The organism is Pseudomonas sp. I8001 (assembly GCF_013385345.1).
Taxonomy (GTDB): Bacteria; Pseudomonadota; Gammaproteobacteria; order Pseudomonadales; family Pseudomonadaceae; genus Aquipseudomonas.
On the sequence record NZ_JACAQC010000038.1, the window covers coordinates 75,419 to 101,901 of the forward strand.

General features: G+C 62.1%; 24 protein-coding genes. 10 read left to right on the forward strand and 14 right to left on the reverse strand.

Annotation, left to right across the window (positions count from 1 at the left end):
• Positions 1 to 14: 14 nt before the first annotated feature.
• From HX839_RS24505 to HX839_RS24530, 6 genes are all read right to left on the reverse strand, one after another.
• Positions 15 to 776, reverse strand: a complete 762-nt coding sequence (locus HX839_RS24505; RefSeq protein ID WP_177067822.1) for a 1,6-dihydroxycyclohexa-2,4-diene-1-carboxylate dehydrogenase — start codon at positions 774 to 776, stop codon at positions 15 to 17.
• Positions 777 to 786: 10 nt separating this feature from the next.
• Positions 787 to 1,809 (reverse strand): benzoate 1,2-dioxygenase electron transfer component BenC, encoded by a 1,023-nt coding sequence (gene benC / locus HX839_RS24510; protein WP_177067823.1) that lies wholly within the window; start codon positions 1,807 to 1,809, stop codon positions 787 to 789.
• 10 nt (positions 1,810 to 1,819) lie between these two features.
• Entirely contained in the window at positions 1,820 to 2,308 is a 489-nt protein-coding gene (benB, locus tag HX839_RS24515) for a benzoate 1,2-dioxygenase small subunit (RefSeq protein WP_102604627.1), read from the reverse strand.
• A complete protein-coding gene (locus HX839_RS24520; RefSeq protein ID WP_177067824.1) occupies positions 2,305 to 3,681 on the reverse strand; it encodes a Rieske 2Fe-2S domain-containing protein in 1,377 nt (458 codons plus the stop codon). Before HX839_RS24520 ends, benB begins: the two co-directional genes overlap by 4 nt.
• An 85-nt stretch (positions 3,682 to 3,766) precedes the next feature.
• A complete protein-coding gene (locus tag HX839_RS24525; RefSeq protein WP_008433834.1) occupies positions 3,767 to 4,726 on the reverse strand; it encodes an AraC family transcriptional regulator in 960 nt (319 codons plus the stop codon).
• Positions 4,727 to 4,844: 118 nt separating this feature from the next.
• Positions 4,845 to 6,245, reverse strand: a complete 1,401-nt coding sequence (locus HX839_RS24530) for a DHA2 family efflux MFS transporter permease subunit (protein ID WP_177067825.1) — start codon at positions 6,243 to 6,245, stop codon at positions 4,845 to 4,847.
• A 263-nt stretch (positions 6,246 to 6,508) separates the two neighbouring features.
• Between HX839_RS24530 and HX839_RS24535 the strand changes: the two genes are divergently transcribed.
• The 4 genes from HX839_RS24535 to HX839_RS24550 are packed head-to-tail and all read left to right on the forward strand — an operon-like array spanning position 6,509 to position 10,428.
• A complete protein-coding gene (locus tag HX839_RS24535) occupies positions 6,509 to 7,354 on the forward strand; it encodes an ABC transporter substrate-binding protein (RefSeq protein ID WP_177067826.1) in 846 nt (281 codons plus the stop codon).
• A 16-nt stretch (positions 7,355 to 7,370) separates the two neighbouring features.
• Positions 7,371 to 8,879: an amino acid ABC transporter permease/ATP-binding protein gene (locus HX839_RS24540; RefSeq protein ID WP_177020814.1), complete on the forward strand. Its 1,509-nt coding sequence runs from the start codon at positions 7,371 to 7,373 to the stop codon at positions 8,877 to 8,879.
• 17 nt (positions 8,880 to 8,896) lie between these two features.
• On the forward strand, positions 8,897 to 9,562 hold the full coding sequence (locus HX839_RS24545; RefSeq protein WP_003210850.1) for a GntR family transcriptional regulator: 666 nt from the start codon (positions 8,897 to 8,899) through the stop codon (positions 9,560 to 9,562).
• Between the two features lie 14 nt (positions 9,563 to 9,576).
• On the forward strand, positions 9,577 to 10,428 hold the full coding sequence (locus HX839_RS24550) for a DUF1989 domain-containing protein (RefSeq protein ID WP_008433843.1): 852 nt from the start codon (positions 9,577 to 9,579) through the stop codon (positions 10,426 to 10,428).
• Positions 10,429 to 10,458: 30 nt separating this feature from the next.
• On the opposite strand, the gene HX839_RS24555 is transcribed toward HX839_RS24550, so the two are convergent.
• The 8 genes from HX839_RS24555 to HX839_RS24590 form a co-directional block, all read right to left on the reverse strand.
• Positions 10,459 to 11,433: an ABC transporter permease gene (locus tag HX839_RS24555; protein ID WP_177021728.1), complete on the reverse strand. Its 975-nt coding sequence runs from the start codon at positions 11,431 to 11,433 to the stop codon at positions 10,459 to 10,461.
• Positions 11,430 to 12,422: an ABC transporter permease gene (locus tag HX839_RS24560; protein ID WP_177067827.1), complete on the reverse strand. Its 993-nt coding sequence runs from the start codon at positions 12,420 to 12,422 to the stop codon at positions 11,430 to 11,432. Before HX839_RS24560 ends, HX839_RS24555 begins: the two co-directional genes overlap by 4 nt.
• Positions 12,409 to 13,944 carry a sugar ABC transporter ATP-binding protein gene (locus HX839_RS24565; protein WP_177067828.1) on the reverse strand — a complete coding sequence of 512 codons (1,536 nt, stop codon included), beginning with the start codon at positions 13,942 to 13,944 and terminating at the stop codon, positions 12,409 to 12,411. The genes HX839_RS24560 and HX839_RS24565 overlap by 14 nt, the downstream gene beginning before the upstream one ends.
• Positions 13,944 to 14,930 (reverse strand): sugar ABC transporter substrate-binding protein, encoded by a 987-nt coding sequence (locus tag HX839_RS24570; protein ID WP_003210861.1) that lies wholly within the window; start codon positions 14,928 to 14,930, stop codon positions 13,944 to 13,946. Before HX839_RS24570 ends, HX839_RS24565 begins: the two co-directional genes overlap by 1 nt.
• 188 nt (positions 14,931 to 15,118) lie before the next feature.
• Positions 15,119 to 15,529 (reverse strand): VOC family protein, encoded by a 411-nt coding sequence (locus tag HX839_RS24575; RefSeq protein ID WP_177021731.1) that lies wholly within the window; start codon positions 15,527 to 15,529, stop codon positions 15,119 to 15,121.
• Between the two features lie 16 nt (positions 15,530 to 15,545).
• Positions 15,546 to 16,076: an ester cyclase gene (locus HX839_RS24580; protein WP_177021732.1), complete on the reverse strand. Its 531-nt coding sequence runs from the start codon at positions 16,074 to 16,076 to the stop codon at positions 15,546 to 15,548.
• A gap of 34 nt (positions 16,077 to 16,110) precedes the next feature.
• Complete coding sequence (locus tag HX839_RS24585) at positions 16,111 to 17,127, reverse strand: polysaccharide deacetylase family protein (RefSeq protein WP_177021733.1); 1,017 nt, start codon at positions 17,125 to 17,127, stop codon at positions 16,111 to 16,113.
• 30 nt (positions 17,128 to 17,157) lie between these two features.
• Complete coding sequence (locus HX839_RS24590; protein WP_177067829.1) at positions 17,158 to 18,342, reverse strand: MFS transporter; 1,185 nt, start codon at positions 18,340 to 18,342, stop codon at positions 17,158 to 17,160.
• 101 nt (positions 18,343 to 18,443) lie between these two features.
• Here HX839_RS24590 and HX839_RS24595 point away from each other — a divergent pair, with 101 nt between their 5' ends.
• From HX839_RS24595 to HX839_RS24620, 6 genes are all read left to right on the forward strand, one after another.
• The gene (locus tag HX839_RS24595; protein WP_177009927.1) at positions 18,444 to 19,367 is read left to right on the forward strand and encodes a LysR family transcriptional regulator; all 924 of its coding nucleotides are present in this window, start codon (positions 18,444 to 18,446) and stop codon (positions 19,365 to 19,367) included.
• A gap of 32 nt (positions 19,368 to 19,399) precedes the next feature.
• Positions 19,400 to 19,786, forward strand: a complete 387-nt coding sequence (locus HX839_RS24600) for a cupin domain-containing protein (protein ID WP_177067830.1) — start codon at positions 19,400 to 19,402, stop codon at positions 19,784 to 19,786.
• A gap of 68 nt (positions 19,787 to 19,854) precedes the next feature.
• Complete coding sequence (locus HX839_RS24605) at positions 19,855 to 20,265, forward strand: DUF3757 domain-containing protein (protein WP_177067831.1); 411 nt, start codon at positions 19,855 to 19,857, stop codon at positions 20,263 to 20,265.
• Positions 20,266 to 20,490: 225 nt separating this feature from the next.
• The gene (mexE, locus tag HX839_RS24610) at positions 20,491 to 21,732 is read left to right on the forward strand and encodes a multidrug efflux RND transporter periplasmic adaptor subunit MexE (RefSeq protein ID WP_003210867.1); all 1,242 of its coding nucleotides are present in this window, start codon (positions 20,491 to 20,493) and stop codon (positions 21,730 to 21,732) included.
• A 15-nt stretch (positions 21,733 to 21,747) separates the two neighbouring features.
• Positions 21,748 to 24,927 carry an efflux RND transporter permease subunit gene (locus HX839_RS24615; protein ID WP_003210869.1) on the forward strand — a complete coding sequence of 1,060 codons (3,180 nt, stop codon included), beginning with the start codon at positions 21,748 to 21,750 and terminating at the stop codon, positions 24,925 to 24,927.
• A complete protein-coding gene (locus HX839_RS24620; RefSeq protein WP_102604616.1) occupies positions 24,924 to 26,339 on the forward strand; it encodes an efflux transporter outer membrane subunit in 1,416 nt (471 codons plus the stop codon). The genes HX839_RS24615 and HX839_RS24620 overlap by 4 nt, the downstream gene beginning before the upstream one ends.
• Positions 26,340 to 26,483: the final 144 nt, after the last annotated feature.

Genomic DNA, 26,483 nt, shown 5'->3' on the forward strand with positions numbered 1-26,483 from the left:
GGTACGGCGCTGGGTCAGCCGAGGTCGCCGCCTCCTACCGGCAAGGTGACGCCCGTGATGTAGGAGGCCTCATCAGAGGCCAGAAACAGAATCGCGCCGGCTTGTTCGTCGATGCTGCCGTAGCGCTTCATCGGGCTGCTGTCGAGGGTCTGGTCGACGATCTGCTGGTACCAGACGAGCTCCTGGTCGCTCTGGGGCTGGCTGTTGCGCGGGATCCGCCGCGGTGGCGCCTCGGTGCCACCGGGTGCGGTGCCGTTGACCCGAATGCCGCTGCCGGCGGTCTCCAGGGCCAGGCACGCGGTCAAGGCGTTGACGCCGCCCTTGGCCGCGCCATACGGCACACGGTTCACTCCGCGCGTGGCCACGGACGAGACATTGACGATGGCACCGCTGCCCTGCTCCAGCATGTAGGGCAACACGCAATGGCAGCACCACAGGGTCGGGAACAGCGAGCGGCGCACCTCGGCTTCGATTTCGTTCTCGGCGTAGTGCTCGAAGGGCTTGGCCCAGATAGTCCCGCCGACGTTGTTGACAAGGATGTCGATACGCCCGAACCGCGCCTTGGCAGCGGCCATCACACGGGCACATTCGGCATGCTGCTCCAGGTCGGCGGTGAGGATCAGCGCCCGCTCATGCTGCAATTCATGCACGAGTTCCGAGCGATCGACGGCCACCAGCCAGGCGCCCTCTTCCAGCAAACGCTCGGCAACCCGCCGACCGATGCCCTGGGCGGCGCCGGTCACCAGCGCAACCTGGGTGTTGAAACGTGGAGTCATGGGGGATTCCTCAGGCGGCGTCGCCGGTGACGATGGCGTTGGGGGTGAACTTCTCGTAGTGGAAGCTGGCGGGGATGACGCCCTGGTTCTTGAAGTGCTGGCGTACCGCGTCGACCATCGGTGGCGGCCCGCACAGGTACACATCCACGTCGCCATCGTTCAGCACGTCAGCGGCCATGTGCTGGGTGACATACCCCTGCCGGGGGTGCGCGGTCTGGGGGTCGGCCACGCAGGTGACAAAACCGAAGTTGGGCAGGCGTTGGGCGAACGCCTCCAGCGCCTCGACCATCACCAGGTCCTGGTCCCGCGTCACGCCGTAGATCAGCGTGACCGGCCGGGTTTCCTCGCGCTCGGCCAACACTTCAAGCATCGACAGGAACGGCGCAAGCCCCGTACCACCTGCCAGCAACAGCAGTGGCCGCGCCACTTCGCGCAGGTAGAAACTGCCCAGCGGCCCGGTCATCGGCACCGCGTCGCCCGGCTGGGCACGCTCCAGCCAGCCACTCATCAACCCGCCGGGCACATGCTTGATCAGGAAGCTCGCGCGTTTGTCGCCGGGGCGACTGCTGAAGGAGTACGCGCGGGTCTGCCCACTGTCGGGCACGCCGATATTCACGTATTGCCCCGGCAGGAACACCGGCGCCTGATCCAGTTCGAAGCTGACTTCCAACGCTGCATCGGCATGCCGGGTAATACTCGCCACCGTCGCGGCAAATTGCGCGGTGCCGGTCTTGCAGGCAACGGACGGCACCGGCACGGCAATCACGCAGTCCGACTGCGGCACCATCTGGCAGGTGAGCACCTGGCGCTCAGCGGCTTCATCCTCGCTCAGAGCGTCTTCGATGTAGTCGTCGCCCAAATCATAGGCGCCGGTTTCACAGCGGCATTTGCAGGTGCCGCACACACCGTCGGAGCAGTCCATGGGCAGGTTGATACGTTGGCGAAAGGCCGCGTCGAGGACCTTTTCACCCACCTTGCAGTCGATGAAACGGGTTACCCCGTCCTCGAAGTTCAGGGCAATGGAGTACGTCATGGGCGTGTCCTCAGATGTGGTAGATATCGATGACCTGATGGATGTAGTCGTTTTTCAGCACCACCTTCTTGCGCGTGATCAGCGGCTGTTCGGCGCGGATGTCGAGGCGATAGAACGAGGTACCGAAGTACGTATCCGTGGTCTTGTAGCGATGGCTGAGGGTTTGCCAGTTGAAACGCAACTCCACGTGCTGCCCGTCGTCGGCCAGCACTTCGAGGTTGGTGATCAGGTGCGCGGTGCGCGGCTCCGGGGTGCTGGCGCTGGAGCGCTCGGTCTTGATCCGGAACACCCGGTCTTCCAGGCCGTCGCGGCTGGGGTAATAGATCAGCGAGATTTCTCTCTGGGGGTCTTCGGTCAGCGTGTCGTGGTCGTCCCAGGCCGGCATCCAGTACTCGACCTTGGGTGAATAGCATTCGAGCCACTCATCCCACTGGCGGTCATCCAGCAGGCGGGCTTCGCGGTACAGAAAGTCCAGCAGGCGGTCACGGGAAGCACTCATGCCAGCACCTCCTTGTCCGTCGCGATCAAGCCTTGCTGCTCCCGTTCGATAGCGCGTTGCAGGCTCTGGGCCCAGTGGGCGTGCTGGCGCACGAACAGGCCTTCGTCCTCGGTCTTGACGCCACTGAGCTGCGGATTCATGCCCATGGCCCGGGCGTTTTCGTCAGGGCCTTCGACCCACTGTTTGGCGCCGCGGCTGAGGTCATTCCACAAGGTGGTCGCACCCTGGTAGCCGGTCTGGCAGGCGCGGAACTCTTCCAGATCGTCCGGTGTACCCATGCCGCTGACGTTGAAGAAATCTTCGTACTGGCGGATGCGCGTGGTGCGTTCCTCGGCACTTTCGCCCTTGGGCGCCATGCAATAGATCGTGACTTCGGTCTTGTCGACCGCGATTGGCCGTACCACGCGGATCTGCGTGGAGAACTGGTCCATCAGGTACACATTCGGGTAGAGGCACAGGTTGCGGGTTTGGTCGACGATAAAATCGGCGCGTTCCTGGCCCAGGCGCTCGGCCAGCGCCTCGCGATGGGCATGCACCGGACGCACTTCGGGGTTGAGCAGGCGCGTCCACAGCAGGATATGGCCATGCTCGTAGGCGTACACGCCGCCCAGGCTTTTCGACCAGCCATTGGCATCCACGGTGCGCGTGCCTTCGGCTTCGTAATTGCGCCGGCCCATGGTCGCCGAGTAGTTCCAGTGCACGGAGCTGACGTGATAACCGTCGGCGCCGTTTTCGATCTGCAGCTTCCAGTTGCCGTCATACACATACGACGAGCTGCCCCGCAGCACCTCCAGGCCCAGTGGTGCCTGGTCGACCATCTGGTCGATGATCACCCGGGTCTCGCCCAGGTAGTCGCTCAGCTCCGGCACCGTCTCGCTGAGGCTGCCGAACAGGAAGCCGCGATAGCTTTCAAAGCGGCCAAGGCGTTTCAAGTCGTGGGAGCCGTCACAGTCGAAGCTGTCGGGGTAGGCGCCGGTCTTGGCGTCCTTCACTTTGAGCAGCTTGCCGGCGTTGCTGAAGGTCCAGCCGTGGAAAGGGCAGGTAAACGAGCCTTTGTTGCCTTGCTTACGGCGGCAGAGCATCGCGCCACGGTGGGCGCAGGCGTTGACCAGGCCGTGCAGCGTGCCGTGTTTGTCGCGGGTGATGACCACGGGCTGGCGGCCGATCCAGGTGGTGAAGTAGTCGTTGATCTCCGGCACCTGGCTTTCGTGCGCCAGGTAGACCCAACCGCCTTCGAAAATATGCTTCATTTCCAGGGCAAACAGGTCGGGGTCGGTGAAGATGTCGCGGCGGCAGCGGAACACCCCGGTGGCGGGATCTTCCTGGACGGAGTCGCGCAATTGTCGGGCGAGTCGGTCGAATGTGCTGATCATGGGGTAGGCCCTCGGTTGTTCTTGTATCAGGCCCCCCCACCTTATGTGCTTGCCCTACCCCTCAATATCCGCTGACTGCAATTCGTTATCCGCCTGGCGCGAGCCGGCGCTTCCAGGTTTGCGAAGGCAGCTCGCCAAAGCGTTTGCGATAGGCCTCGGAAAACCGCCCCAAATGCACAAACCCATGATCCAGCGCCACCTCCGTCACGCTGCGCGCCGTGGCCAGTTGCAGCATGGCGTGCACCCGCTCCAGCTTGCGCTGGCGCATGTAGTCACGGGGTGACAGGCCGACCTGGCGTTCAAACAAGGTATACAACGAACGCTCGCTGACCCTGGCGATGGCCATCAGTTGTTCGACGCTGATGTCGTCGGCCAGGTGCTCCTCGATGAACTGACGCACGGCTTCAAAGCCCCCACCCTGATCCGGTCGCGGAATCACCCGCAGGACGTTGCTGGCCAGCAGCGCCAACAGCTTGTTCGCCACAATGCGCTCGTACAGGCCCTGCACTTCGGGTTCGGCGGCGTTTTCGGCCTCATGGCAGATCAGCCCCAACAATTGCAGGAACCCACCCATTTCGGCAAGTGCGTGGCGCGGCGCCGCAAAACGGATGCCCGGCTGCGGCAACGTCCAGTGCTGCTCAAGGCAGGCGTTTTCCAGCAGGCGCACGGGCACCTTGACGATGAATTTTTCGCAGTCGGCGGAATAGGTCAGGTCTACCGGGTCATCCGGGTTGATCAGCAGCACTTCGCCGGGGCCCAACACCTGTTCTTCGCCACGGGAGCTCGAGCGGCAGTGGCCGTGCAGCAGGATCTGCAGGTGGTAGATGGTTTCCAGCGCCACCGAGGTCACCCGCACCGGCGCGCCGTAGCTGATGCGGCACAGGTCCAGGCTGGAAAAGGTCCGGTGGCTGATGCTTGCCTGCGGGCGGCCCTTGGGCGGCAGGCGGATGCAGTGGCTGCCGACATGCTGGTTGACGTAGTCGGACACGGCATAGGCATCTGCACGGTCGAAAATCTGGCTGCGCTCACTCAATAGCACGGTCATGGTTGCGCCTTTTATTGTTATGGGCCCTGCGTATGTACTTCACCGCAGAGTGATGCGGGGGACGCAAGCCGTCCAATATTCAATAGGTGTTGCTTCATACCCCGAAGGTATCGTGGGTTCACTTTCGCTGCAAAACCGACTCACCGGCCTGGGGCGGCAGCCGCAGGTTATCCAGCAGCGCCACGCCGGCGATCACCGCCACTAGAAGAAACGTCAGCTGGAAATCGGCGGTGGCGGCCTGCCCGGTATTGCCGTGAAAATTCATGGCAAAACGTAACAACAGCGCGCCAATCGCCACGCCCATGGCCATGCTCAGCTGGAAGAACATGCTGAACAAGGTTGAGGCGTCGCTCATCTGCGCCTTGGGTATATCAGCGAACCCCAGGGTGTTGAACAAGGTGAACTGCATGGAGCGTGACAGGCCACCCACGAACAGAATGAACAGGATCAGCGCCCAGCTCATGCGCTCGTCCAGCAGCGCACAGGCCGCAATCGCGAGCACGCCAAGGATGCCGTTGATCATCAGCACCGAGCGAAAGCCCCAGCGCTGCATCACCGCCGTGGTGAACGGCTTCATCGCCAGGTTGCCGGCAAATACCGCGAGCACCAGCAACCCCGCATCGAATGCAGAAAGGCCGAACGCCAGTTGAAACATCAGCGGCAGCAGGAACGGCAAGGTGCTGATGGCCACCCGAAAAATCGACCCGCCACACAGGCACACACTGAAGGTGCGCACACTCACCACACCCAGCGCCAGCAATGGTTGGGCATGCCGGCGCATATGGCGCCAGGCAAAGGCGCCGAGCATTACGCCTGCAGCGCTGAGTAACAGGCCCTGCAACAAGCTGCCACGGCTTTGCCCGAGCAGTTCCACGCCGTACAACAGCGCCGCGCTGGCGACACCCACCAGCAGGAAGCCGCTGAAATCGAATGAGCGGGACGTGACCTCGTCGTGTTTGGGGATCAGTACCAGCGTGGCGATCAGCGCCAGCAGGCCCAGCGGCAGGTTGAGGTAGAAAATCCACGGCCAGGACGCGTGGGTAACGATAAACCCGCCCACCGGCGGCCCGAGTATCGGCGCCACCAGGCCGGGCCAGGTGATGAATGAAATCGCCCGCACCAGGTCTTTTTTCTCGGTAGCCCGCAGCACCGCCAGGCGCCCCACCGGCACCATCATCGCGCCGCTGATGCCCTGCAACACGCGCGCGGCGACGAAGGCCTGCAGGCTGTCGCTCCACCCGCACAGCAGTGACGACAGGCTGAACAGCACGATTGCCCAACCGAATACCCGCCGCGAGCCAAAGCGGTCGGCCAGCCAGCCGCTGATCGGAATGAACACCGCGACGGCGAGCATGTAGGCGCTCATACCGATGTTCACGTCCACCGCGCCCACGCCGAAGGTTTTGGCGATGTCCGGCAACGCGGTCGCGATCACGGTGGCATCGAGGTTCTCCATGAAGAAGGTGACGGCGACCAACAAGGCAATCAGGGTTGAGCGGCGTTGGGAGGTCGACGTCATTGCTGTTCACTCATGGTTTCGAACCGGCACTTTATCAATAAGTGCGTCCTTTATGGTCCGCGAAATGCCTGCCTCACAACGTGGCGCCCGGTAACGAATTGCCCCGAATTGGGGTGCGCGCTTACAAAAAATGGCTGTCTCACGCGTCAAAACCCATCAAAAACCTGGAAAAGTCATTAGTTGGCACGATAACCGCTTATTAGCTAATGCAGAATTGTTGAACAATCCAAATCTCCCTGCATCCAGCAACCGAGGCGACGAACATGCAAAAAGGTCTGACGGGCAAGAACACCCTGCGCACATTGGCGCTAGCGATCACCCTGGCGTGCGTGACGCCGCTGCTGTCGGCTGCCGAAATCAAGGGCACCCTGAAACCGGGCGAGCTGTCCATCGGCTCTGACCTCACCTACCCGCCTTACACCTACCTTGAGCAAAAGACCCCGGCCGGTTTCGACCCGGAGTTCATGCAACTGATGGGCAAGCAACTGGGGCTCAAACCACGTTTTCTCGACACCCGTTTCGCCAACCTGATCCTCGGCGTCAACGCCCGGCGTTTCGACGTGGTGGCCTCGGCGCTGTACGTCACCCCCGAGCGCGCCAAACAGGTGGATTTCCTCAGCTACTTGAAGACCGGTTCTTCGCTGATGGTGCTCAGTGCCGGCGACTTCAAGCCCCAGCGCCCGGAAGACCTGTGCGGCAAGCGCGTCGGGTCGATCAAGGGCGCGTCGTGGGTGCCAAAGCTGAACAAGGTTTCGGCGGACTACTGCCTTCCTGCGGGCAAGCCGGCGATCGAGTCGCGTGAGTTCCCGACGTCTCCGGAAGCCGCCCAGGCCCTGCTCGCCCAGGCGGTGGACGTGCAGATGGAAGACGCGGCGGTTGCCAAGATCACCGTGGAAAAACTGCAAGGCAAAACCGTGATCAGCTCCAGCGAGTTGATCTACCCGGTGGTGGTCGGCCTGGCGGTGCGCAAGGAAAACCCTGCACTGCTCCAGGCGCTGACCGGTGCCCTGAGCCAGATCAAGCAGGACGGCAGCTACGGCAAGCTGCTGGCGCGCTACAACCTGGCCGAGCCGAACGCCGCCGAGATCAGTGCGGCACTGGGTAACTGAAACGCGGAGCACCTTTATGCAATTCGATTGGCACTACACCCTGGGCTTGTTATGGAACGGCGACTTCTGGCGAGCCGTCGGCACCGTGGTCGAACTGAGCCTGGAAACCTGGCTGCTGGGCATTGTGCTGGGGTTTTTCCTGGCCCTGGCGCGGCAGTCGGAGCGCCGCTGGCTGCGGGACTCCGCCGGCGTCTACATCTGGTTCTTCCGCAGCCTGCCGTTGCTGGTGCTGTTGATCTTCGTCTACAACCTGCCGCAGGTGTTTCCGTCCACCAGCGTGGTGTTGTCCAGCCCCTACTCCGCGGGCCTGATCGCCCTGGTGCTGAGTGAGGCGGCCTACATCGCCGAGATCCATCGGGGCGGCCTGCTGGCGGTGGTCAAGGGGCAGCGCGAAGCCGGCAAGGCGCTGGGTGTTGGTTATCGCGGCGTGCAGCGGTTGATTGTGGTGCCGCAGGCGCTGCGGGTTGCGTTGCCCACACTGGCCAACGAATACATCACCATCGTCAAACTCACCTCGCTGGTGTCGGTGATTTCGCTTTCGGAAATCCTGCTGGTGGGCCAACAACTCTACACCCAGAACTTCCTGGTGATGGAGACCATGCTGGCCGTGGCGTTCTATTACGTGTTCATCGTGACGGTGTTCAGTTGGCTGTTGCGGGTGCTGGAGAACCACCTGGACGTGACCCGGCGCAAACCCAAGGCCATCGCCCCCGCCGTGCTCGACCAGGTGGCCACGCGTCGTGCCCCCGGCCAGGCCGAGCCCGGTGAGTTTGCCTTGCAGGCTCGCGGGGTGCGCAAGGCCTATGGCGAGCTGGAAGTGCTCAAGGGCGTCGAACTGAATGTGCGCTGGGGCGAGGTGGTGTCGATCATCGGCCCGTCAGGCTCGGGCAAGACTACGCTGATTCGTACCATGAACGGCCTCGAAAGCCTCGACCGTGGCGAAATCACCCTGCAAGGCCAGCCGTTCCTGCGTGGCAGCCAGGAGCCGCAAGGCGCGCTGGGGCACAAGGTGCATATGCGCGGCATCGTGCATGTCGGCATGGTGTTCCAGGGGTTCAACCTGTTCCCGCATAAAACCGCCCTTGAGAACGTGATGCTCGCGCCGGTCTACCATGCCCATGGTAGCGGCGAAGAACTGCGCCTGTTGAGCCTGGCCCTGTTGCGCAAGGTCGGCATGCTGGAGCACGCCGGCAAATACCCGCACCAGCTATCCGGCGGCCAACAGCAACGGGTGGCGATTGCCCGCGCCCTGGCGATGCGGCCTTCGGTGATGCTGTTCGATGAACCCACCTCAGCCCTCGACCCGGAACTGGTGGGCGACGTACTGGCGGTAATCGAGGAATTGGCTCGCGAGGGCATGACCATGGTCATCGTCACCCATGAAATGAACTTCGCGTTCAAGCTTTCCGATCGTGTGGTGTTCATGGAAGGCGGCGAGATTATCCAGGACGCCGCACCGCGTGACATGCTCGAGCAACGCAGCGAACGCATGACCAAGTTCCTCAAAGACGTCCAACTGGCGTGAGCCCAAGGAGCCCCGACGTGAGCCAAGCCAAGGAACCCAGCCTGTCGCTGGCCGACCAGGTTGCCATCGAACTGCGCGAAGACATCATCGGCGGCCGCCTGCTGCCCGGCATGCCGCTGGTGGAAAGCGAACTGGTGAACGCCTACAACGCCTCGCGCAACACGGTGCGTGAAGCCTTGCACCACCTGGGCCGCGAAGGCCTGACCAGCTACGTGCGCAACAAAGGCGTGATCGTGCGCCGCCTGGGGGTGGAGGAAGTGCGTGACATCTTCAAGGTGCGACGCACCCTGGAGCTGCAGGCCATCGCCGCCAGCAAGCCGCTGCGCGAATACCAGTCCGACCTGATGCTGGAGTCCATCGAGGCTGCGCAACTGGCCCAGGACCGCGAGAACTGGCAAGCCTTCGGCACCCACAGCCTGCGCTTTCATCAACACATTGTCGGGCTGATGCGCAGCCCGTTGCTGGACGAGTTTTTTACCCATATTGCAGCCCAGATGCGCCTGGTGTTTTCCAACGCGCCCAGCGAGGAAACCTTCCAGAAGCCCTGGCTGGAGCGCGACCGGCAGATTCACGACTTGCTGGTTGACGGCCACAAGCAAGCCGCCGGCGAAGCCCTGGCCAGCTACCTCAATGACTCCGAATCGCTGCTGCTGGACATCCTGAGCAGCATTCCAAAACCCTGAAGCGAGGACCCACCATGTACAAGGACTACCCAGCGGCCTACCAAGTCAGCAAAGGCGCTGCCTTGCAGGTCGACAAAGCCTTCTATGACCGCGTGCGCGAGTCCCGGGACGGGCGCACCCTGATCGAGCAATTCGAAGTGCCGATCCGCACCGGCCGAGCCTGGAAAGTACCGGCAGGCCATGTGTTCCGCGTGACCACGCCGGTTGGCCCGCAGGTTGGCGACTTCAACGTGTGGAGCGCCAACGACCCCCGCGAACGCATGTGGGCGGCACGCACCCGCCAGCTGCAAGGCGCGCACGTCACCACCTACGACCGCCTGTGGTCGAACCTGCCGTTTTTGCGGCCGATGGTCACCATCACCGATGACAGCCTGGCCGACTATGGCATCGACGAACACGGCGGGCGCCTGCATGATTTGCTGGGCACGCGCTGCGACCCTTACGTGAACAAGATGCTCACGGGCGAAGACTTCCACCACCACTGCCACTCCAACCTGACCCGCGCCGTGCTGCCCCATGGCCTGACCGAGTTCGACGTGCACGACGTGCTGAACATTTTCCAGTGCACCGGCCTCAATCACGACGACATGTACTTCATGAAAGCCTGCCCGGCCAAGCAGGGCGACTATCTGGAGTTCTTCGCCGAAATCGACCTGCTGTGTGCCCTCTCCACCTGCCCCGGTGGCGACCTGTCGCTGCCGATGTGGGGCCCGGATGCGGAAGACCCGTTGAAGGTCTGCCGTCCGCTGGGGGTGGAAATCTACCGCCTCGACGACGCGCTGCTGGAGGGCTGGAAACAACCCGAGCGCGCCGCCTATAACGGCAACCATGGCCTGTTGATTGCCAAGGCCGACTGGGAAAAGTAAAGGGCAGGCCCGCACCTGGGGCGCCGCGCCTCAGGTGTTCTGCGCAATCCTGCGGCTGACAAAACTGAAGGCCAGCACGATAAAAATCAGCACGCCGGTTGCCACCTGCTGCCAGTAGAAGTTCCAGCCGATCAACAGCAAGCCATTGGCGATGACGTTGATGAACAGCACCCCCAGCAACGTGCCCGGAATATTCGCGCGGCCCTGGCGGTTCAATGTGGTGCCGATAAACACCGCACCAATCGCATTCAGCAGGAACGCATTGCCCGACAGCGGCACGTAGGCGCTCACCGTCGAACTGAGCAGGATCCCCGCCACCGCGCACGCCAGCGCCGCCGCCAGCACCGTGGTGGTGACGATGCGCCGCACCGACAACCCCGAGTAATACGCCAGCAGCGGCTGGGTACCCTGGGCCAGCAGTTCGCGCCCCAGGCGTCCACGGGCCAGCAACAGGCCGTAGACCACGGCCAATACCAGCACGATCAACAGCGGCAAGGGCACGCCCAAAGGGCTGAAGCTCGCCAGTTCCGGCTTGAAACCCTGGGCGATATAAATTGGCTGGCCGCCGTCCGAGAGCAGTTGCTGGGCACTGGTGCCGATAAACAAGGTGCCGAGGGTGGCCAGGAACGGGCTGATCCGCAGCCCCGCGATCAAGCCGGCATTGAACAGTCCTACCAGCAGACCGGCGGCCAACGCACCGGCAATCGCCACACCCAGCCCGTGCCCGGCGTTAAGCAACACCACGAAGCTGAAGCTGGCGAAATCCAGTGCGGTGCCTACCGACAGATCGATGCCACCGGCCGCCACCGCATAGGTCATGCCGATCGCAACAATCGCCAGCAGCACGAAGTTATTCAGCACCAGGCTTTTCAGGTTGCCGCCACTGAGAAACCCCGGGGCCTGCCAGGCAAACACCACCACGATGGCCACGAACACCAGCGGCAACGTCAGGGGCAACAGCGAACGCCAGCCGCCATGGGCTTGCAGGATGGATACCTGACTCATGAATGTTCTCCCCGGTTCAATGCGCTGGAAGCGGCGACCACCAGCAGAATCAGCACGCCCTGGACACCGCTGACCCAGAAGCTCGATACGTTGAGCAACTGAAACCCGTTGATCAAAAAGCCGATCAACAGCGTCGCGAGCAAGGTGCCGGGGATGCTTGCTACCAGTCGCCGGGAAAACACCACGCCAAGAAAGGCTATGGCGACCACCGACAACAGCATGTCACCGGAGCCGGTGGTGCTGCCGCTGAAAAATGCCGCTGAACACAAAGCCGCCACCGCGGCACACAGCCCAGACAGCAAATAACTGGAGAGTACGTAGGCCGGCACTCGAATCCCGGCGGCCTCGGCAGCGTGCGGGTACTCGCCGACGGCATGCAGGCGCAGCCCATAGGCGGTGTGCTGGATCAGCAGCGTCAACACAAAGGCCGTCACCAGCAACACCCAGGCGAGTGCCGGCACGCCCAGCCAGGTCCCGCCACTGAGCAGGTCGAGCAACGGTGAGTCAGTCGAGACCACGGTGTTTTCGGTGAGGACCAGCTCCAGCCCGGCCAGTACATTCATGCTTGCCAGCGTTGCGAGCAACGGTGGCAAGCGCAGCACCACCACGGCCAGGCCATTGAGCAGGCCCACCGCCAGGCCGCAACCCAAGGTCAGCAGCAGGCTTGCCCACAGGTCGAGGCCTGCGTTGTTGAGTCGACTGAACACCGCCGCGCACAAGCCCAAATTGGCCGCCAGCGACAGATCAAGCCCGCCCGCCACCACGTTGGAGCCGCCGCCGATAATCACGCAGGTCAGGCCGAAGGCAAGTACGCCGAGGATCGCCGACTGGCTGAACACATTCGCGATATTGCCGACTGAAAAGAAGTTCGGCGCGGCGACGGCAAAGCCCAGCAAAATCGCGAGGAATACGCCCACCGAGCCGCGCCGCAACAGCAGTACCCATAACCGTTGGGACAAGCCAGGAGTAGCAGCTTCAAGCAGGGACATGCACCACCTCCGGTTTCACCTGCACAGCCACTGTGGACTGCACCGCACCCGTGGCACACGCCAACAGTTGATCACTGTCCGCCTCACCGGCATGGAACTCCCCGGCTATTTCGCCTCGATGGAGCACCAGGATGCGGTCGCAGATCCCCAACAGCTCGGGCAAATCCGAAGACAGCACCAGCACCGCTGCGCCCTCTTCCACCAGCCGCCCGATCACGCGATAAATCTCGACCTTGGCGCCGACGTCCACACCTACGCACGGTTCGTCCAACAGGTACACCGCCGAGCGCCGGCTCAGCCATTTGCCCAGGGCGACTTTCTGCTGGTTGCCGCCGCTGAGCTGGCTGACGGCAGCCTGCGGGCCCGGCGTCTTGATCGCCAACTCGTCGATCAGCCGCAGGCTTTCGGCCTGCTCCTTACGCTGGCTCAGTAACCCCCAGCGACTGAAACGCCCAAGCCCGGCGAGCGTGAGGTTTTCCAGCACCGACAGCAGCGGTGAAATCCCCTGGCTGCGGCGTTCTTCCGGCACCAGTGCAATCCCTTGGGCAATGGCTTCTCCGGGTGAACGCAGGCGCAACAAACGCCCCTCCAGATGAATGCTGCCGCTGTCGGCGCGCACCAGACCGAACAGGGTCTTGAGCAGGTCCTTGGCGCCCGACCCGACCAGCCCGGTGAGGCCGACGATCTCGCCCCGACGCAATTCCAGGTCGATCTGCCGGTAGCGCCGGGCCAGGTTCAGCCCACGCACCTGCAGCAATGGTTCGCCAAGCTCGACCTGCGCCTTGGGGTACATCTCCTGGACCTCGCGGTTGACCATCAACCGCGCAATCTGCGCGCTGGAGGTGTGCCGTGGCTCAACCACGGCCACATCTCGACCATTGCGCAACACCGTCACTTCATCGCACAGGCTGTCGATTTCCTGCAGGTAATGGGAGATGTAGAGAATCGACAAACCCTGGTCCCGTAGGCGCTTGACGATCCGCAGCAGTTGGTCGACTTCGCGCTTGACCAGCGCCACGCTGGGCTCGTCGAACACCAGGATCTTCGGCTGGCGAATCAACGCCCGGGTGATTTGCAGCACCTGGCGCTCGGCGCTGTTCAGCTCGCCTACCAACGCGTCGGCGGGCAGTTGCAGCTCAAAATATTCCGCCAGCAAACGTTCGGCCTCGCGCTGCTGCCGGCGCCGGTCGACAAACGGACCACGGCGTAATTCATGGCCGAAAAACAACGCCTCGCCCACGGTAAAACTCGCCGGCAACAGCCGCTCCTGATGGATGAACTGCACGCCCAGCGCGTCCACCTGGCGCGGCGACAGTGCGGCATACGGCTGGCCGTCAATGCTCACCTGCCCCGAGTCCGCTTTGTGGATCCCCGCCAGGACCTTGATCAAGGTCGACTTGCCTGCACCGTTCTCGCCCACCAGGCCGTGAATGGTGCCGCGCTCGACCTTCAGGCTCGCATCATCCAGCGCCAGGGTGGCGCCGAAGCGTTTGCGCAGGTGCTGCAAGTGCAACGCGGCCATCAATCACCCCGCAGTTGCTGGACCTGCGCCAGGTTGGCGGCGGTGGTCAGCAGCGTCGGCACATGGGTTTCCTTGGGCAGGTCGCGCTGCCCGGCCAGGTAGCGGGCCACGTTCTGCACAGCAGTCTTGCCGATCAGCGCCGGTTGCTGGGCGACTACCGCGCCCACCGGCGAATTGGCCTGGCCGAGCAGCTCCAGTACCTCCGGCGTACCGTCCACGCCGTAGGTCTTGATCTCGGTGCGCTTGGCGTCGATCAACGCCTTGCTTGCCCCCAGTTGCGGAATGTCCCACGCCGCCCAGATCGCCGAGACACTGCCGGCCGGGTACTTGTTGAGCAATGCGGACACCTGGGAATAGGCATCCTGCACGGTGTTGGGGATCACATCCCGCAGCTCCGGCTCGATGATTTCCAGTTGCGGGTGATCCTTGAGCGCCAGCTTCAACTGGTCGTAGCGAATCGCGCACACCGGCACGCCGTAGAAGCCGTTGAACACCAGGATCTTGCCCTTGCCGCCGGCATCCTTGATCAACTGATCGGCCAGGGCCTTGCCGGTGGCGACATTATCCGAGGTGGTGTTGTTGAGGCTGTACTGCGACGGCGCGTCGATGGTGAACAGCGGGATGCCGGCCTTGCTGATGCGCTTGAGCCACGGGTCGATCACGCTCAGGGTGCCGAGGGTCTGGATCACCGCATCGGGTTTCTGGGTGACCACGGTTTGCAGTTGGGTCACCAGGTTCTTGTCATTGCGCCCGGCGTCGAGGGTGATGGGCGTGCCGCCGAGGCGCTTGATCTCGTCGACCTGGGCCTGGAAGGCCTTGATATCGAAGTAGTGACTGGTGCCGGTCATGCTCACGGCAATGCGCTTGCCGGCCAGGGACGGCACCGCGTCATCGCCCTCGGCGGCCTGGGACACGGCGGCGTGGCCCAGCAACAACGCTGCGCCGAGCAAGATGTAACGTGAACGCGAGAAAAAGGTGCAAGGCATACAGGGCTCCGCTGAGCAACGGGTGAAAGGGTTCACCTGTGTGCATTGCAGAGCCCATGCCATAAATTATTTCGAATAAAATCAAGCAGATGAAAACATTGGATGACGTTGCGCTGTCCCGCCCAAACCACAACTGTCCGACTGCTGTTGCCCAGCCAACAGTTGGCCGGGAAATCCGGCCAGCCACCTCAGGCCGCCGGGTAAGCAAAGATCAGCTCGACCCTGATCCCGTTGGGGTCTTCGACAAACAATTGGTGCTCGAACAGCTCCGGCACCACCCGCTCGGTAAAAGGCAGCCCTAGCGTGTGCAGGCGTTGCCGGTGAGTTTCAAGGTCATTGCAGCGCAATGCAATGTGATCGAGCGCACTTGAGCCGTCGCCGGCAGCACGCACCCCAAGATACGTTTCAAGCTGCGCGGCGCTGCCCTGCAGGCTGGCGATATGCAGCAGCGGGCGACCTGCTGAATAAAGCCAACTGCCCGGAAAAGGAAACGCCGGGCGCCAGCCCTCCTCCAGGCCGAGGGCGTCACGATAGAAACTCACCGTCGCGTCGACATGCTCCGTGCGGAGCGTGAAGTGATCAAGGTAGTGAACGGTCATGTGCAGAGCCCTCCCGTCAGAGCGCACCCAACTGCTTCATCAGCGTCAGGTTGTCTTCGATGTGCCAGTTGGCGACGATCTTGCCCTTGCCGATCTGGTAAATGTCGGTGGCAATAAAGTCTACGACCTGCCCAGTGCCCTTGATCTGACCAAAGGAACCGGTGAAGTGCCCGCGAAAATGCAAATGTGCCACCACGCGGTCGCCGGCAATGATCATTTGCTCTACTTCACAGCTCAGGTCCGGCACCGCGCCGCGAAACGCACGGGAGGCCAGCAGCGGTCCCTCCGGCCCTTGTTTGCGCCCGGCGGGCGGTGTTTTATCGATGAAGTTGAGCGCCAGCGCTTCACGGGCCAGGCTCTCGTCACCGGTATTCCAGAAAGTGTCGTAACGCCGGGCGACAGTTTCCATGATCTTCAGTTGCGCGGCGGTCAGGCTCTTGTCCACCACCAGGACACCCGGCGTCACCAGTTCGGTGGTGGCAAACGCCACGCCGGAGAGGGTCAGGGCCAGGAATCCGGCGGCGATAAGGGGAATGGAACGTTGCATACGGGCACATCCTTTAAAGGCGAAGAGAACGAACTCAGATGGTTTCGCTTTCCCTGAGGCTGAGGGGGCTTTTCAAGGTGTATTGAGCGATGGCGTCCTTGCGCATGAACGCCACGCCGGGATGGCTGTTGGCGTACCGCAGAAACTCGTCCCAGACCCTGACCATTTGCGGCGTACCGCTGATGCGATCGTGGGCACTGATCGCCATCATGCGGCGTCGGCTTCCGGCTTCCAGGTAGAGCTGGTCGAACTCCAGCTTGACCTGTTGAAGGAATTTCGAGGGCGAGTAATTGCGCCCCTCAATCAACACGATGTCGTTGTTGCGCAGGGTATACGGGACCACGACAAAGTCCTTGCCATTGACCTGCTCGATAAACGGCTCATCGCGACTCACATCATCAATGTGATAGACGTAGCCCAGCTCCTGCAACAACGACAAGGTATTGGGCCCGCGCCGCAGCCAGTTGCAGTTGTAGCCGGTGACCGGCTGACCGGTGACGTCCTGCAACATGCTCGCGGCCTGGCGCAGGAAAGTGCGCTCTTCATCCCGGCTCATGGCAAATTGCGAGCTCCAGTGCGGGCCATGCCCCGAGGCTTCGTGCCCACGGGCGACGATCTCCCGGGCCAGCGCTGGGTTGCGCTTTACGGCGTCGCCGATCATGTGGCAGGTGACTTTCACCCCATGCCGGTCCCAGAGATCAAGCATCCGCGGAATACCTTCACGGTAGCCATAGGCAAACCAGGTATTGGTGGCCACATCCTCCGGAACACTGTCGGGAAAATCCACGTGGGGAAACGGACTGTCAGTGCCCTTGAGCGGTTGGCCGCCTGCCTCGAATTGCATGGAAATGGACACCACCAGCCGGGTGTCCCCTGGCCAGAAACGCCCGATTGCCTTGCCGGCAGTCGCCGCGGGGGCAGCGTTGCCCGGCCCTGTCACCGCAGCTTTGGCAGCGGCCGGGCCGAGCAGCGATCCTGCGGCCAGAACAGCAGCACCTGCGCCGGCCTGGGCGAGGAAAGTACGACGATGCGGGTTATCGGTTTTGTCCATGTTGGTTCACCTCATACTGAATTCAGGGGATCAGGCAATCGCTGCAGGCCGGGTGGCTTTACCCGCGCCTTCCTGGGAAACAATGAACAGCACACCGAGCAATGGAATCGCCGCAGCCGCAAACGGAATCGCCGCCGAGCCCCAGTGGCTGTCCACCACGATGCCGCCGATGATGCCGCCCAGGGCGTTGGCCAGGTTGAAGGCCGAGATATTCGCCGTGGCAGCCAGCTCCGGGGCCTTGCCGCCGTGCTTCATCACGCGCATTTGCATGGATGGCACGTTGGCGAACGAGGCGATACCGAAGAGGAACGCGGTCACCAGGAACGGCCACTTGTAGGGCGCCACAAGGCCTGCGGCGATCAGTGTCACGATCATCGCCGCCGGCCAGAACATCAGCGAAAAGCGCAAGTTGGCGTCTGCGGTACGCGCCCCGAGACTGTTGCCGACTACCAGGCCAATGCCGACCACGACCAGCACAGCGGTCAGCATCGTCGAATCAAACCCGGCCACCTGTTCGGCGATCGGCGCGATATAGCCATAAAAGGCCATGAACCCGGCCCAGCCGAGCACCGTGAACATCAGACTGGCCAGCAGGTTGCGGTTACGGAACACCGCCAACTGGTTGATCAACGACACTGACTGCTCGGTGCCCTGGCGCTTGATCGACACAATGATTGCCAGCAACGCGAGCACGCCCAACGCGGCGACTATCAGGAATGCGGTGCTCCAGCCATATTGATTGCCAATCCACGAGCCGGCGGGAACGCCCAGCACGTTGGCCAACGTCAGCCCGGCAAACATCTGGCCGACGGCGCGGCCTTCCATGCCGCTGGCCACCAGGCGCGTCGCGACCACCGCGCCGATCCCGTAGAACGGCCCCTGGGTCAGCCCGGCAATCGCCCGGCTGACCAGCAACACGCTGTAGTCGCTGCTGAGGGCAGTCATTACGTTGGCGCCGACGAACACCGCCATCAACAACCACAGCACCGTGCGTTTTTCGTAGCGCGAGAGCCAGATGGTCAGCACCGGGCCTCCGACCACGATGGCCAGCGCGTAGGCGGTAATCAGGCTGCCAGCCTGCCCTTCGCTGATGTTCAAGCTGTGGGAGACCTGGGTCAGTAATCCGGCAATCACGAACTCGGCGGTGCCGATGGCGAAAGCCGCCAGGGTCAGCACCCAGACCTGGATGGGCATTTTCGAAGAATTGGATGACATGTCAGTCACTCCGATGGTTAACGATGGATGCAAAACTAGTTCTTTTGGCTTAACTTGATAATTGAGTCGAAATCAAAAACCACTTTCGGAAATACCGAACAATGCTGCTGAAGAACCTTGAGTTGTTTTTGCTGATTGTGGAAAAAGGCGGGTTGTCGGCAGCGGGTAGAGAGCTGGGACTGTCACCCGCCTCTGTCTCGGAAAGGCTCGCGCAGTTGGAGGGTTTCTATGGCGCCAGCCTGCTCAACCGCACCACCCGGGCGATCAACCTGACGGACGAAGGCCGCTTGCTGGTGGAAGGCGCCCGCCGCTTGCTGGCAGAGGCCAACGAGCTGCACAGCAGCATTCGCCATGGCACCCACACCCTGTCCGGGCCGATTCGCCTCAGCGCCCCGGAAGACCTCGGGCGCCAATACATCGAACCGATCCTCGCCGCATTCATGCTGGAGCATCCCGAGATCAGCATTGACCTGAACCTGAGCGACGGCTACGCCGATCCGGTGAGCCAGGGCATCGATTTCGCGGTGCGCTACGGCGAGCTGGCGGACAGCACCCTGCATGCCAGGCCGATTGGCGAAAACCGTCGCGTGCTGTGTGCGTCACCCCACTACCTGGCGCTCAATGGTACGCCCCGACACCCCGAGGATCTGGCGCGCCACGAGTGCCTGGTGATGCGCTTCGGCATCAATATTTCGCGGGAATGGACCTTCAAGCGGCACGGGCACGCCCATCGGGTGCTGGTCCAGGGCCGGCGGGTGGCGAACGACGGTGCGCTGGTACGCCAGTGGTGCCTGGCGGGCCATGGCATTTGCCTGAAATCGGTGTGGGACGTGCGCGCCGACCTTGAGGCCGGGCGATTGGTCGAGCTGCTGGCTGACTATGATTTGGGTAGTACCGCGCTGAACATCATCTATCCGCCGACACGGGTTCAACCGCGCCGTGTCAGGGTGTTGATCGAGCGGATAGTGGATGAGCTGTCGCTGCACGATCATTCAATATCCGGCCAGCCGTTAGGCCTAACTTAAGGCTCCAATGTCCTGAAACCCTGGAACCTAAAATGCCCGCCTCCCACGCTTCGACGAATTACGCCTCGATCAACTTCGCCCAGAAATACGCCCTGTTCAGCGAGCAATGGGCGCCCAAGGTCGTCGCGCAGATGAACGACTACCAGTTCAAGGTGGTGAAGATCGAAGGTGACTTCATCTGGCACGACCATGCCGACACCGATGAAACCTTTATCGTCCTCGAAGGCACCCTGCGCATCGACTTCCGCGACGGCGTGGTGATCATCAGCCAAGGGGAAATGTACGTGGTGCCCAAGGGCGTCGAGCACAAGCCGCACGCATTGGGTGAGGTGAAGTTGCTGTTGATCGAACCCTGCGGCGTGCTGAACACCGGCAGCGAGGGTGGCGAGCGCACGGCAATCAACGACGTGTGGATTTAGCGCCTTCCGGCGTTGCCCGTTTGGGCTAGTCTTTACCTCACAGTTACTCCAGACCAGGAGCACGCGTGATGAACAGGCAGCTCAGGAAAACCTCAGCCCTCGTGATTGCCCTGATGGCGTTGATGGGCAACGTCTACGCTGGCACTGGCGCCTGCCCGCCCACCGATGCCCTTAAAGATACGTACAAAAAGACGCCGACCGGCGAAGTGGTCGCCTACACCGCGTCCGGCACGGACGGTCGGCAATGGACCGGGCAAAACCCGATGACAGAGCAGAAGGACCTGCACCAGGTCCACTTTGAAAAGGCGGTGATCCAAAGCAGCCAGGGCCAGTCGTCTGTGGCATGCCACTACCTGGATCAGAACCATGAACCGGTAAGCATGACCCTGAAAAACCAGCTCAATGCCAGGCCTCTGGGCAGCGCATGGTCAGGCAACGAATGCACGGCAACCAACCCGGCGCTCTGTACATTTGAATAGCAGACACGCCCGACAATTTATGCGGCGCGCTGTTCCTTGCATCTTGCGCAACAGTCCTTTGTCATCAACAGCATTGATAGCTCCCTAACGAAAGCCCCATGCTAGAGGGCTCGCTTTACGCTTATATCATTCCGAATGATAGTTACCTTTGTTTCATTCGATTCGTGAGATAGCACCCTGCCGAGCATGATCCGCCCATCTTAAATACATTGGCGGATGCACCTCATGGAACAGTCACTCAAACATTTGCGCTATCCCTTGGCCATTTTGGCCGTGATGGTGATGAGCGCCTGCGGCAAAGCGCCCGAACAGGCAGCCGCCATGCCACCAAGCCACGTCAGCGTGGCCAAGGTGCTGGAACAACCGGTCAATGAGTGGGACGAATTCACCGGCCGGCTCGAAGCGCCGGAAACCGTGCAGATCCGTCCGCGCGTGTCGGGCCAGATTGATCAGGTCGCCTTCACCGAAGGTGCCTTGGTCAAGAAGGGCGACCTGTTGTTCCAGATCGACCCACGCCCATTCCAGGCCGAAGTGCGCCGCCTCGAAGCACAACTCGCACAAACCAAGGCCGCCGCCACCCGCAGCGATAACGAAGCCCAGCGCGGCGAACGCCTGCGCCAGAGCAATGCGATCTCCGCCGAGCTGGCCGACTCGCGCACCACCGCCGCCCAGGAAGCCCATGCGACTGTCGCCGGCATCCAGGCGCAGTTGGACCTGGCCAAGCTGAACCTGAGCTTCACCCGTGTCAGCTCGCCCATCAGCGGCCGCGTCAGCCGTGCCGAGATCACCGCCGGCAACCTGGTGACCGCCGATGTCACCGCGCTGACCAGCGTGGTGTCCACCGACAAGGTCTACGCCTACTTCGACGCCGATGAACGTGTGTACCTCAAGTACACCGAGCTCGCGCGCCAGGGTCGCCGTGGCGCGACCACCCCGGTGTACCTGGGCCTGTCCAATGAAGACGGCAACCCGCACCTGGGCCAGATGAACTTCGTCGACAACCAGGTCAACCCGGCCACCGGCACCATTCGTGGTCGCGCCGTGTTTGATAACAGCAAGGGCGAATACACCCCAGGCCTGTATGCGCGCCTGAAGCTGGTAGGCAGTGGCACCTACTCCGCCGTGCTGATCAGCGACGAAGCCGTGGGCACCGACCTGGGCAAGAAATTCGTGCTGGTGATGGACGGCGACAAGCCTGCCTACCGCGCGGTGGAGCTGGGTCCGAAGATCGAAGGTTTGCGCATCGTGCGCAGCGGCCTGACCAAGGACGACACGATCATCGTCAAGGGTTTGCAGCGCGTTCGCCCGGGGTCGCCGGTTGCACCGGAAACCATCCCGATGGCCAGCAAGGAAACCCTCGCCGCCTTGGCACAACAACGACAAGCGCTTGAAGCCAGCAACCTGGAGCAAGTGGCGCCGGATAAAGCCGCGCCCAAGCTCGCCAGTGTCGCGACTCCACGCGGTTAAGGGATACGACTCAAGATGAATTTTTCCAAGTTCTTCATTTCGCGGCCGATCTTCGCAGCGGTGCTATCGCTGTTGATCCTGATCGCCGGCGCGATTTCACTGTTCCAGCTACCGATCAGTGAATACCCGGAAGTGGTGCCGCCGACCGTCGTGGTCCGTGCCAACTTCCCGGGCGCCAACCCCAAGGTCATCGGTGAAACCGTGGCCGCGCCTCTGGAGCAAGCCATCACCGGCGTCGAGAACATGCTGTACATGTCCTCGCAATCGACTGCCGACGGCAAGCTGACCCTGACCATCACCTTCGCCCTGGGCACCGACCTAGACAACGCGCAGGTGCAGGTGCAGAACCGGGTAACTCGGACTCAGCCCAAACTGCCCGAGGAAGTGACGCGCATCGGTATTACCGTGGACAAGGCCTCTCCCGACCTGACCATGGTGGTGCACATCACCTCCCCCGACCAGCGCTACAACATGCTCTACCTGTCCAACTACGCGATCCTCAATATCAAGGATGAGCTGGCACGGCTGGGCGGCGTGGGTGATGTGCAGCTGTTCGGCATGGGCGATTACTCCCTGCGTGTGTGGCTGGACCCGAACAAGACCGCCTCGCGCAACCTGACCGCCACCGACGTGGTGACGGCCATTCGCGAACAGAACCGCCAGGTGGCGGCCGGTGCGTTGGGCGCGCAACCTGCGCCGAATGACACCAGCTTCCAGCTGTCGGTCAACACCCAGGGCCGACTGGTCACTGAGGAAGAGTTCGAGAATATCGTCATCCGTGCCGGCGCCAACGGCGAAATCACGCGTTTGAAGGACATTGCACGGGTTGAGCTGGGTTCCAGCCAGTACGCCCTGCGCTCGTTGATCGACAACCAGCCGGCCGTGGCGATCCCGATCTTCCAGCGCCCGGGCTCCAACGCAATCGACATCTCCAATGAAGTGCGCGCCAAGATGGCGGAGCTGAAACAGAGCTTCCCGGAGGGCATGGATTACCGCATCGCCTATGACCCTACCGTCTTCGTACGTGGCTCCATCGAGGCCGTGGTTCACACCCTGTTCGAAGCACTGATCCTGGTGGTGCTGGTGGTGATCCTGTTCCTGCAGACCTGGCGTGCGTCGATCATTCCATTGGTGGCGGTGCCGGTATCGTTGATCGGTACCTTTGCGGTGATGCACCTGTTTGGCTTCTCGCTCAACGCGCTGTCGCTGTTCGGGCTGGTGTTGGCGATCGGTATCGTGGTGGACGACGCCATCGTGGTGGTGGAGAACGTCGAACGGAACATCGAATTGGGCCTGGAACCGTTCCCGGCCACTGAAAAGGCCATGAGCGAAGTAACCGGCCCGATCATCGCGACCGCGTTGGTACTGTGTGCGGTGTTCATTCCAGCGGCATTTATCAGCGGCTTGACCGGCCAGTTCTACAAGCAGTTCGCCTTGACCATTGCGATCTCGACCGTGATCTCGGCGTTCAACTCGCTGACCCTGTCGCCCGCACTGGCAGCGGTATTGCTCAAAGGCCACAACGCTCCGAAAGACGGGTTCTCCAGGTTCCTCGACAGGATGCTGGGCGGCTGGTTGTTCAAACCGTTCAACCGCTTCTTCGACAAGGCCAGCCATGGTTACGTCGGCACGGTACGCCGGGTGATCCGCGGCAGTGGTATCGCGCTGTTCCTGTACGCCGGCCTGATGGTCCTGACCTGGATGGGCTTTGCCCACACGCCGACCGGTTTCGTACCGGCCCAGGACAAGCAATACCTAGTGGCCTTCGCGCAATTGCCGGACGCCGCGAGCCTGGACCGTACCGAAGACGTGATCAAGCGCATGTCCGACATCGCCATGAAACAGCCCGGCGTGGAAAGCGCGATCGCCTTCCCCGGCTTGTCGATCAACGGTTTTACCAACAGCCCGAACAACGGCATCGTGTTCGTGACCTTGAAGCCGTTCGATGAGCGTAAAGACCCGAGCCTGTCTGCCGGTGCGATTGCCGGTGCACTGAATGGCAAGTACAGCAGCATCCAGGAAGCCTACATGGCGATCTTCCCACCGCCGCCGGTACAGGGCCTGGGTACGATCGGCGGGTTCCGCCTGCAGGTCGAAGACCGTGGCAACCTGGGTTACGACGAGCTGTACAAAGAAGTGCAGAACATCATTACCAAGAGCCGTGGCGTGCCTGAGTTGTTCGGCCTGTTCACCAGCTACACGGTCAACGTGCCCCAGGTCGATGCTGCCATCGACCGCGAAAAGGCCAAGACCCATGGCGTGGCGATCAGCGACATCTTCGACACCCTGCAGATCTACCTGGGCTCGTTGTATGCCAACGACTTCAACCGCTTCGGGCGCACCTATCAGGTCAACGTGCAGGCTGAGCAACAGTTCCGCCAGGATGAAGACCAGATCGGCCAGCTGAAAGTGCGCAACAACAAAGGCGAGATGATTCCCCTGGCGACCTTCATCAAGGTCAGCGACACCTCGGGCCCGGACCGCGTGATGCACTACAACGGCTTCATCACCGCCGAGATCAACGGCAACGCCGCACCGGGCTACAGCTCCGGCCAGGCCCAGGCGGCGATCGAGAAACTGTTGAAAGACGAACTGCCCAACGGCATGACCTACGAGTGGACCGACCTGACCTATCAGCAAATCCTCTCGGGCAACACTGCGCTGTTCGTGTTCCCGCTCTGCGTACTGCTGGCGTTCCTGGTACTGGCCGCCCAATACGAAAGCTGGAGCCTGCCACTGGCGGTGATCCTGATCGTACCGATGACCCTGCTGTCGGCCATCACCGGGGTGATTATCTCTGGCGGCGACAACAACATCTTCACCCAGATCGGCCTGATCGTCCTGGTGGGCCTGGCCTGTAAGAACGCGATTCTGATCGTCGAGTTCGCCAAGGATAAACAGCAGGAAGGCCTCGATCCGCTCGCTGCGGTACTGGAAGCCTGCCGTCTGCGTCTGCGGCCGATCCTGATGACCTCGTTCGCCTTCATCATGGGTGTAGTGCCTCTGGTGATGTCCAGCGGTGCCGGTGCCGAGATGCGCCATGCCATGGGTGTGGCGGTGTTCTCCGGGATGATCGGCGTGACCTTCTTCGGTCTGCTGCTGACGCCAGTGTTCTATGTACTGATCCGCCGGTTTGTTGAACGCGGTGAAGCGCGCAAAGCGGCCAAGGCCTTGAAGCTGGAGACACAGCAATGAGCGTGAAAGTATTTTTGCCGAGCTTGCTGGTACTGGCGCTGAGCGCCTGTGCCGTGGGCCCGGACTATAAAACCCAGCCACTGGAGGCGGCCAACGTAACGGCCGCCGCCGACGCCAAGCAGTACGACCACGCGAAGTTCGAAGGCATCTGGTGGCAACAGTTCGAGGACCCGACCCTTAACCAGTTGGTGACTCAGTCCCTGAACGGTAACCGTGACCTGCGGGTGGCATTTGCCCGCCTGCGGGCAGCCCGGGCGATTCGTGACGACGCTGCCAATGACGTGATGCCGGTGATCACCAGCCGCGCCAGCAGCGACGTGGGCAAAGGCCAGATTCCGGGCCAGACCACCAAACGCGTCAACAGTGAGCGTTATGACCTGGGCCTGGACATGGCCTGGGAAGTGGACTTGTTCGGCCGCATCCGCCGCAACCTGGAGGCCAGCGACGCTGACCAACAGGTTGCCGAAGCTGACTTGTATCAGCTGCAAGTGACGATGATTGCCGAGCTGGTGGACGCTTACGGTCAACTGCGGGGCGCGCAACTGCGCGAGAAAATCGCGGTGGCCAACCTGAAGAACCAGGAAGACTCACGCGGTATCACGGTCAGCCTGCGGGATGCCGGTGTGGGCGATCAGCTCGATGTGGTGCGGGCCGATGCGCGTCTGGCGGCTGTAGAAGCCAGTGTGCCGCAGCTGCAGGCCGAGGAAGTTCGCGAGCGTAATCGTATCGCTACCCTGCTCGGTGAGCGGCCGGACAAGTTGAGCGTGGATTTGAGCCCGAAAGATTTGCCGGCGATTGCCAAGGCGTTGCCGATTGGTGATCCGGGGCAACTGCTGCAACGTCGTCCGGACATTCTCAGTGCCGAGCGTAAGTTGGCAGCCGCCACGGCGCGGATTGGGGTGGCCAAGGCTGATCTGTTTCCGCGGGTGAGCCTCAGTGGGTTCCTCGGGTTTACCGCTGGGCGGGGTTCGCAGATTGGGTCGGCGGCGGCGAATGCCTGGTCGCTGGGTCCGAGCATTACCTGGGCGGCGTTTGACCTGGGCAGTGTGCGGGCAAGGTTGCGTGGTGCGGATGCCGAGGCGGATGGCGCCCTGGCGACTTATGAGCAGCAGGTGTTGCTGGCGCTGGAAGAATCGGAGAATGCCTTCAGTGATTACGGCAAACGCCAGCAGCGGTTGGTCTCGCTGATTCGTCAGAGTGAGTCGAGCCGGGCTGCTGCGGATCTGGCGGAGATTCGTTACCGCGAAGGGACGGTGGACTTCCTGGTGTTGCTGGACGCGCAGCGTGAGCGTTTGGCCGCCGAGGACTCCCAGGCTCAGGCCGAAGTGGATCTGTATCGTGGGATCGTCGCGATCTACAAGGCGTTGGGCGGTGGGTGGCAGCCGAGTACCACGATTGCCAGTGCCAAGTGATTTGACTTAAAGAGCTCCTTTGGTTGGTCGCATCCAGCCAATTTTTAGCCCCGTGCCGTCATTCGGTCGCGGGGCTTTTTTTTGCTCGCTTGTGGTGTGTGCATATCCGTTATTTCGGTCAGGGCTGCTATTGGTTCCGCTCTT